Source organism: Variovorax boronicumulans NBRC 103145 (assembly GCF_001591345.1).
In the GTDB taxonomy this organism is placed as follows: domain Bacteria; phylum Pseudomonadota; class Gammaproteobacteria; order Burkholderiales; family Burkholderiaceae_C; genus Variovorax; species Variovorax boronicumulans.
Window position 1 is genome coordinate 64,788 of sequence record NZ_BCUS01000018.1, and the last position, 7,193, is coordinate 71,980.

A 7,193-nucleotide genomic window follows, 5' to 3' on the forward strand; every position below is an offset into this window, starting at 1 on the left:
GCGTTGCAGTGCGCCGCTGCCGTGGTCTTCAGCCAATGGTGTGCGAGGTCGCGAGGCGCTCCATGAACAGCTCGCAGCGCGCGAGCTGCTCAAGACTCACGAACTCGTCGGGCTGGTGCGCCTGCTCGATGCTGCCGGGGCCGCACACCACCGTGGGGATGCCGGCGTTCTTGAACAGGCCCGCTTCGGTGCCGAAGGCCACCAGCGTGGTGCGGTCTTCGCTGGCCAGGCGCTGCGCGAGCAGCGTGACCGGGTCGCCGGCCGCGCCCAGGAAGCTCGGGATCTCGCAGATCGTTTCGAACTTGAAGCCCGCGTCGGGCGCCACCTTCTTCATGGCGGGCTCGATGCTCGCGGCGTACGCCAGCACGTCGGACTGCATGCGCTTGGCATCGGCCGTGGGCAGGTCGCGGAATTCGTAGCGGAACTCGGCGTCGCGCGGCACCACGTTGTCGGCAATGCCGCCGTGGAACTGGCCCACGCTGGCGGTGCTGAAGGGCACGTCGAAGCCGTCGTAGCGCGGCTCGCTGCGCTCGAAATCTTCGGCCATGTCGCGCACCTTGCCGATCACGCGCGCCGCCATCTCGATGGCGTTGACCGATTTCGGCGTGAGCGACGAATGCGCCTCCTTGCCGCGCACGCAGCACTTGTAGCGGTACACGCCCTTGTGGGCGATGGCCGGCACCATGCTGGTGGGCTCGCCCACGATGCAGGCCAGCGGCTTGATGCCGGCGTCGCGCATGTCGGCGATGAGTTCGCGCACGCCGAAGCAGCCGATCTCTTCTTCATACGTGAAGGCGAAGTGCACGGCGAAGGGCGCGTCGCCCTCGAGGAAATGCTTGGCGTTGGCCAGCGCGATCGCGATGTAGCTCTTCATGTCGGCCGAGCCGCGGCCGTACAGGCGCTCGTTCTGCACCACGGCCGACAGCGGGTCGACGCTCCAGGCCTGGCCGTCCCAGGGCACCGTGTCGGTGTGGCCCGAGAGGATCACGCCGGCCGGCTTGCCCTCGCCCAGCGTGGCGAACAGGTTCGCCTTGGTGCGCTCGGCGTTGTAGGTGATGCGGCTCTTCACGCCGAGGGCCGCGAGGTGCGCCTGGGCGAAGTCGATCAGCTCGAGGTTGCTGTTTGCGCTCACCGTGTTCATGCGAACCAAGGTTTGCGCCATCAAGAGGCTCTGGGGAGAAAGCGTGTGCTGCATGCAACAGATTGTCCGGGAAGTTGAACGCCCGCGCAGATGGGTATCGGCGTTGTCACGCGCAGCGGGTAGCCTGCCTCCTCTTTTTTCTTTGTTTGGATGGAGAAGACAACATGCGCATGTCCCTGCAGATCACCCTGACCGCCGCGGCCGCCCTGAGCCTGGCCGCCTGCGGAACCACCGGCCCGGCGGCGAACAAGCTGCTCACGCTGGACGGCAACCCGCCGCTGGTCATCGCCCACCGCGGCGCCTCGGGCTACCTGCCGGAACAGACACTGGAGTCGTACGCCCGCGCCATCGAGCTGGGCGCCGACGTCATCGAGATGGACCTGGTCTCCACCAAGGACGGCGTGCTCATCGCCCGCCACGACCCCAACCTGGGCATCAGCACCGACGTGGCCAAGCACCCGCGCTTCGCTTCGCGCAAGAAGACCATCCAGGTCGACGGCGAGACCCAGACCGGCTGGTTCAGCAATGACTTCACGCTGGCCGAGATCAAGACCCTGGGCGGCATCTCGACCGACCCCGAGCGCCCGCAGGAATTCAACGGCAAGTTCAAGGTCGTGACCTTCCAGGAGATCATCGATTTCGCCAAGGCCAAGTCGAAGGAAACCGGCCGCACCATCGCGATCTACCCCGAGACCAAGAACCCCACCTACTTCCGCGACCTGGGCATGCCCATGGAAGACAAGGTCATCGCCGCCATCAACGCCGCCGGTTGGAACAGCAAGACCGCGCCTATCTACGTGCAGTCGTTCGAGCCCGGCAGCCTCAAGTACATGAAGAGCAAGGGCCTGAACACCCGGCTCATCCAGCTGATTGACGGCGACGGCATCGACATGAAGACCGGCGCCATGACCTACGCCGTGCCGGTCGACCGCCCCTACGAGTGGACCAAGGCCGGCGACAAGCGCAACTTCGACGTCATGGTCACGCCCGCCGGGCTGGCCGAGATCAAGACCTACGCCGACGGCATCGGCCCCTGGAAGCGCTACATCGTGAGCGTCAAGGGCACCGTGGGCGCCGACGGCAAGGTGGTGGACGTCAACAAGGACGGCAAGATCAACGACGCCGACGCCACCTCGACGGCCCCCACCACGCTGATCGCAGATGCCCACAAGGCGGGCCTGTTCGTGCACCCCTTCACGTTCCGTAACGAGTCGCGCCGGCTCGCGTCCGACTACAACAAGGACGGCAAGAACGAATACGCGGTCTATTACAAGCTCGGCGTCGATGGCGTGTTCACCGACTTCACCGACACCGCGCTGGCCGCGCGCGCCGAGTACCTGAAGAGCATCGGCCGCTGAGGGTTTGCCCGGCACGGTCTTTGCGGCGCATTCCGCAAAGCCTAGACTGTGTCTTATGAAACTCATCGACTCGCTCGTCACGCAGGCGGCCGGCATCGCGGCCGTCCGGCGTGACCTTCATGCCCACCCTGAACTCTGTTTCGAAGAAGTCCGCACCGCCGACGTGGTGGCAGGCAAGCTCACCGAATGGGGCATCCCCATCCACCGCGGCCTGGGCACCACCGGCGTGGTCGGCATCGTCAAGAACGGCACCAGCTCCCGCGCCGTCGGCCTGCGCGCCGACATGGACGCGCTGCCCGTCACCGAGCTCAACACCTTCGCCCACGCCAGCCAGCACCACGGCAAGATGCACGCCTGCGGCCACGACGGCCACACGGCGATGCTGCTCGCGGCGGCCCAGCACCTGGCCAAGCACCGCAACTTCGACGGCACCGTCTACCTGATCTTCCAGCCGGCCGAAGAGGGCGGCGGCGGCGCGCGCGAAATGATCAAGGAAGGGCTCTTCGAGCAGTTCCCCATGGACGCCGTCTTCGGCATGCACAACTGGCCCGGCATGAAGGCCGGCCAGTTCGCCGTGAGCCCCGGCCCGGTGATGGCCTCGGGCAACAAGTTCCATGTGAACGTGGTCGGCAAGGGCGGCCACGCGGCGCTGCCGCAGACCGGCATCGACCCGGTGCCGATCGCCTGCGAGATCGTGCAGGCCTTCCAGACCATCCTCACGCGCAAGATGAAGCCGACCGATTCGGCGGTGATCTCGGTCACCACCATCCACGCCGGCGAGACCAACAACGTGATCCCCGACAACTGCGAGCTGTCGGGCACCGTGCGCACCTTCTCGCTCGAGGTGCTCGACATGATCGAGGCCAAGATGAAGCAGATCAGCGAGCACATCTGCGCCGCGCACGACGCCACCTGCGAGTTCCGCTTCGAGCGCTACTACCCGCCCACCATCAACACCGAGGCCGAGGCCGACTTCGCGCGCCGCGTCATGGGCGGGATCGTCGGCCCCGAGAACGTGCTCAAGCAGGAGGCCGCCATGACCTCGGAAGACTTCGCCTTCATGCTGCAGGCCAAGCCCGGCGCCTATGCCTTCATCGGCAACGGCGACGGCGCGCACCGCGACGTGCACCACGGCGAAGGCCCGTGCACGCTGCACAACGCCAGCTACGACTTCAACGACGACCTCATCCCGCTGGGCGCGACCTGCTGGGTGCAGATCGCCGAGCAGTTCCTCCAGCCCGGCGGCACTGCCCCATGATCGGCATCGGCGAGGCCTTTTCGCCGCGCTACGCCCAGGCGCGCCAGAAGTTCCTGCAGGGCTGTGTCAGCGCCGGCCTCACGGTCGAGCCGCACGCGCACCCGCTCAAGGGCCGCGACGGCGAAGAGCTGTCGATGGACGTGGCGCTCGACGGCGACGCCAACGCCGAGCGGCTGCTGGTCGTCACCAGCGCCTGCCACGGCGTCGAAGGCCACTGCGGCAGCGGCGTGCAGGTGTTCGCGCTGCACGACGCCGAATGGCGCGAGAAGGCCAAGGCGCAGGGCGTGGCGGTGCTGTACGTGCATGCGCTGAACCCGCACGGTTTTTCGTACGGCCGCCGCGTGACGCACGAGAACGTCGACCTGAACCGCAACTTCCTCGACTTCTCGAAGCCCGTGCCGGTGAACGAGCCTTACGCCAAGCTGCACCCGCTGCTGCTGCCCGACACCTGGCCGCCGACACCGGACAACCAGGCCGCGATCGAGAAGTGGATCGAGAAGCACGGCGCCACGGCCTACCAGGCGGCCGTGACCAGCGGCCAGTACCAGTTCGACGACGGCCTGTTCTTCGGCGGCAAGGCGCCCACCTGGAGCAACAAGACCATCCGCAGCGTGTTGCGCCGCCATGCGGGCCAAGCGAAGCGCCTGGCCTGGATCGACCTGCACACGGGCCTCGGCCCCAACGGCCTGGGCGAGCGCATCTTTGCCTGCCGCGACGACAAGGTCGCCTATGCCCGCGCCAACGCCTGGTGGGGCACGCCGGCGGCGCCCGTCACCTCGATCTACGACGGTTCCTCGACCTCGGCGCTGCTGCGCGGCCTGATGTGGGACGCCGTGTACGAAGAGTGCCCGCAGGCCGAGTACACCGGCATCGCGCTCGAATACGGCACGCTGCCGATGCTCGAGGTGACCGGCGCCCTGCGCGCCGACCACTGGCTGCACAAGCACCCGGACGCACCGGCCGACCTGGCCGATGGCATCCGCGCGCGCATGGTGGAGGCGTTCTACACGGACTCCGACGCCTGGCGCGGCCAGATCGTGAGCCAGGCGCGGCAGGCGATGTTCCAGGCGGTGGACGGGCTGAGCGCCTGATCGCCCCCCAGCTGCGTGCCCCCGTGCCCAGGACACTGGGTGCTTCCCGCAGCGAAATCAAGGAGGAGGCCGCAGGCCGGGGGACATTCGCGGAGGGAAGTACCCAGTGTCCTGGGCACGCGCCCCGAACCAGAGCGCGAAAAAACTACGTCCGCACCCGCCCGTCAGCAGTCAGCATCGACAGCTCGACAAACTTCGAAGCCACGTGGCTCTTCGAAGAGAACGACACCTCGAAGCCGCCGAACTGCTGCCGCTCGATGCTTTCCAGCCCCGCGATCAGCCCGTCGCGCGTGCCCTTGCCGCCCGGTGCGCGGCGCAGGCCCTCGGTCAGCACCTTGGCGGCCAGGTAGCCTTCCATGCTCGAGAAATTGGCGCTCGCGCCGCCGCCGGCCTTGCGCACCGCCTCGGTGAACTCGCGGGCCAGCGCATTCGCCTGGTTGTAGGGCGAGGGCACCACCTGCGTGACCATCACGCCCGCGGCCTCCTTGCCCAGCTCGTCCGCCAGCGCCTGCGTGCCCACGAACGAGAGGTTGAAGAACACGCCGCCGTAGCCCGCCTTGCGCATCTCGCGGATGAACGCCGCGCAGGCCTTGTAGGCACCCACCTGCACCACCGCCGCCGGCTGGCTCGCCATGATCGTCTTCACCGCGGCGGCCACGTCGGCCGAGTTGCGCTCCACCGTGGCCAGCGCCACCGGCTTGAGTTCCTGCTGGGCCAGCGCCAGCGTCACGCCGTCGAGGCCGGCCTTGCCGTAGGCGTCGTTCTGGTAGAAGACCGCGATCTTCTTCATGCCCAGGTGGGTGAGCTGTTTCACCATCAATGCCGTCTCGTCGTTGTACGAAGCGCGCAGATGGAACACGTTGCGGTGAAAAGGCTCGCGCAGCGACATCGCGCCCGTGAATGGCGCGATGAACGGCACCTTGTCCTTCACCGCCAGCGGCAGCGCGGCCAGGCTGGTCGGCGTGCCGATGTAGCCGAACAGCGCGAACACGTCCTCGCCGATCAGCTTCTGTGTGTTGGCCGCGCAGCGGTCGGGCTCGTAGCCGTCGTCCAGGTTCTTGATGACCACGTCGCGCTGGCCCGGCTGCGCGTTGTACTGGTCCAGGAACAGCTTGGCGCCCTGGTGGAACTGGATGCCCAGCTGCGCGGCCGGCCCCGTGAACGGCGCCGACTGGCCCAGCACCAGCGGCGTGTCGCCCTGCGCCCGGGCGATGCCGAAGCCGCCCAGCGTGGCGGCCGCCGCCGTGGCGATCGAAAAATGCCTGCGATTCAATTGCATCGTCATGGTGAAATCCTCCCTCTGCCCTGTGTGTTGATACTCAAATTAGACTTGTCCGATGGCCCACGCAACGGATTCCCTCCTCGACACGCCCGACGCCTCCGCACCCTCCACGGTGCTGGGCGCCTGCCCGCACGATTGCCCCGACACCTGCGCGCTCGTCACCACCGTCAAGGACGGCGTGGCGGTGAAGCTGCAAGGCAACCCCGCCCACTCGCACACCGGCGGCGTGCTGTGCACCAAGGTGTCCCGGTACATCGAACGCAATGACCATGCCGAGCGGCTCGTGCAGCCCCTGAAACGGGTCGGTCCCAAGGGCAGCGGCCGCTTCGAGCCCGTCTCGTGGGAGACGGCATTGGACGATATCGCCGCGCATCTTCGGGGATTGCAGACGGAACCGGAAGCAATTCTCCCCTACAGCTATGCGGGCACCATGGGCCTGGTGCAGGGCGAGTCGATGGACCGGCGCTTCTTCCACAAGCTGGGCGCCTCGCTGCTGGACCGCACCATCTGCTCGATGGCGGGCGGCGAAGCCATGGTCTACACGCTGGGCGCCAAGGTCGGCATGCGCATCGAGTTCTTTGCCGAGGCCAAGCTGATCCTTATCTGGGGCAGCAACTCCATCGCCAGCAACCTGCACTTCTGGCGCCACGCCCAGGCCGCCAAGCGCGCCGGCGCACGGTTGGTGTGCATCGACCCGCGCAAGACCGAAACCGCCGACAAGTGCGACGAGCACATCGCACTGCTGCCCGGCACCGACGCCGCGCTGGCGCTGGCGCTCATGCACGAACTCATCGTGCACGACTGGCTCGACCACGACTACATCGCCCACCACACGCTGGGCTGGGAGCAGCTGCGCGAGCGCGCGCTGCAATGGCCGCCGTCGCGTGCGGCCGAGGTCTGCGGAATTCCCGAGGCACAGATCGTCGCGCTGGCCCAGGCCTACGGCACGACCAAGCCCGCCGCGATCCGCCTGAACTACGGCATGCAGCGCGTGCGCGGCGGCGGCAACGCGGCGCGCGCCATCGCCTGCCTGCCGGCGCTGGTCGGCGCCTGGCGCGACCGC

The 7,193-nt window shown here is 67.6% G+C and carries 6 protein-coding genes; 4 read left to right on the forward strand and 2 right to left on the reverse strand.

Annotated elements, in window-relative coordinates:
- Positions 1-28 precede the first annotated feature (28 nt).
- Positions 29-1,195 carry an acetylornithine deacetylase gene (gene argE, locus VBO01S_RS07920; protein ID WP_062472799.1) on the reverse strand — a complete coding sequence of 389 codons (1,167 nt, stop codon included), beginning with the start codon at positions 1,193-1,195 and terminating at the stop codon, positions 29-31.
- 110 nt (positions 1,196-1,305) lie between these two features.
- On the opposite strand from argE, the gene VBO01S_RS07925 reads away from it, so the two are divergent.
- Genes VBO01S_RS07925 through VBO01S_RS07935 form a run of 3 tightly spaced genes read left to right on the forward strand, consistent with a single transcriptional unit; the run spans position 1,306 to position 4,848 of the window.
- The gene (locus tag VBO01S_RS07925; protein WP_082818035.1) at positions 1,306-2,499 is read left to right on the forward strand and encodes a glycerophosphodiester phosphodiesterase; all 1,194 of its coding nucleotides are present in this window, start codon (positions 1,306-1,308) and stop codon (positions 2,497-2,499) included.
- A 55-nt stretch (positions 2,500-2,554) separates the two neighbouring features.
- Complete coding sequence (locus VBO01S_RS07930; protein WP_062472800.1) at positions 2,555-3,757, forward strand: M20 aminoacylase family protein; 1,203 nt, start codon at positions 2,555-2,557, stop codon at positions 3,755-3,757.
- Positions 3,754-4,848 (forward strand): M14 family metallopeptidase, encoded by a 1,095-nt coding sequence (locus VBO01S_RS07935; RefSeq protein WP_062472802.1) that lies wholly within the window; start codon positions 3,754-3,756, stop codon positions 4,846-4,848. Before VBO01S_RS07930 ends, VBO01S_RS07935 begins: the two co-directional genes overlap by 4 nt.
- A 145-nt stretch (positions 4,849-4,993) precedes the next feature.
- On the opposite strand, the gene VBO01S_RS07940 is transcribed toward VBO01S_RS07935, so the two are convergent.
- Positions 4,994-6,127, reverse strand: coding sequence for an ABC transporter substrate-binding protein (locus VBO01S_RS07940; protein ID WP_082818036.1), 1,134 nt, complete (start codon positions 6,125-6,127; stop codon positions 4,994-4,996).
- A 58-nt stretch (positions 6,128-6,185) separates the two neighbouring features.
- Here VBO01S_RS07940 and VBO01S_RS07945 point away from each other — a divergent pair.
- Positions 6,186-7,193, forward strand: a 1,008-nt coding sequence (locus VBO01S_RS07945) for a molybdopterin-dependent oxidoreductase (RefSeq protein WP_157627305.1), incomplete at its 3' end; no start/stop codon positions are given.